Below are 1,177 nucleotides of genomic sequence, written 5' to 3' on the forward strand. Positions count from 1 at the left end.
CGAGCCTTTAGTTGCCAACCGTCACGTACACATGGCACGTGGGTTTGCTGATGCGGTTGCCGCGGCCTTTGGCGCGCGCGGTGAAGCGCTTGAGCGTGGTGCCTTGCTCGACGTAGATGGTCTTGACCTTCAGTTCGTCGATGTCAGCGCCGTCGTTGTGCTCAGCGTTGGCGATGGCGGACTCCAGAACCTTCTTGACGATGCCGGCAGCTTTTTTCTGCGTGAACGTCAGGATGTTCAGAGCTTGGTCAACCTTCTTGCCGCGGATCAGATCGGCGACCAGACGGCCCTTGTCGACCGACAGACGGACGCCCCGGAGGACTGCACGTGTTTCAGACATGGTCGTTCCTTATTTCTTGACTTTTTTGTCAGCGGGGTGACCCTTGAAGGTGCGCGTCAGGGCGAATTCGCCCAGCTTGTGGCCCACCATCTGGTCGGTAACGTAGACCGGCACGTGTTGCTTGCCGTTGTGCACGGCGATGGTCAGACCGATGAAATCGGGCAGAACCATGGAGCGACGCGACCAGGTCTTGACTGGCTTCTTGTCCTTGGTGGCGATGGCCTTTTCGACCTTGGCCAGCAAGTGATGGTCAACAAACGGGCCCTTTTTGAGAGAACGAGTCATTTGCTACCCCTTACTTCTTGCGACGCGACACGATCATGATCTGTGTGCGCTTGTTGTTGCGGGTGCGATAACCCTTGGTCAGATTGCCCCAAGGATCGACTGCATGGCGGCCTTCGCCGGTGCGGCCTTCGCCACCACCGTGAGGGTGATCCACTGGGTTCATGGCCACGCCGCGAACGGTCGGGCGGATACCCATCCAGCGCTTCACACCGGCCTTGCCGAGTTGGCGCAGGCTGTGTTCTTCGTTGGCGACTTCACCAATGGTGGCGCGGCACTCGATGTGAATCTTGCGCACTTCGCCAGAGCGCATACGCACCTGGGCGTAGACACCTTCGCGGGCCAGCAGGGTTGCCGAAGCACCAGCCGAACGGGCGATCTGTGCACCGGCACCGGGCTTGAGCTCGATGCAGTGGATGGTCGAACCCACGGGGATGTTGCGGATCGGCAGCGTGTTGCCAGCGCGGATCGGGGCTTCCGAACCGGACAGCAGGGATGCGCCCACTTCCAGGTTGCGGGGAGCGATGAAGTAGCGACGCTCACCGTCGGAAACGC

At 60.7% G+C, this 1,177-nt stretch carries 3 protein-coding genes; all 3 read right to left on the bottom strand.

The genetic code is table 11. From position 1 onward, the window contains the following. Positions 1–7: 7 nt before the first annotated feature. The gene (gene rplV / locus ACIGHN_RS28000; protein WP_005796970.1) at positions 8–340 is read right to left on the bottom strand and encodes a 50S ribosomal protein L22; all 333 of its coding nucleotides are present in this window, start codon (positions 338–340) and stop codon (positions 8–10) included. 9 nt (positions 341–349) lie between these two features. After that, complete coding sequence (gene rpsS / locus ACIGHN_RS28005; protein WP_056164774.1) at positions 350–625, bottom strand: 30S ribosomal protein S19; 276 nt, start codon at positions 623–625, stop codon at positions 350–352. Between the two features lie 10 nt (positions 626–635). Beyond that, the coding region (gene rplB, locus ACIGHN_RS28010; protein ID WP_396507586.1) for a 50S ribosomal protein L2 at positions 636–1,177 on the bottom strand (542 nt) is incomplete at its 5' end.

Origin of the sequence: Acidovorax sp. NPDC077693, from assembly GCF_044542805.1 — a bacterium.
Lineage (GTDB): Bacteria > Pseudomonadota > Gammaproteobacteria > Burkholderiales > Burkholderiaceae_C > Acidovorax.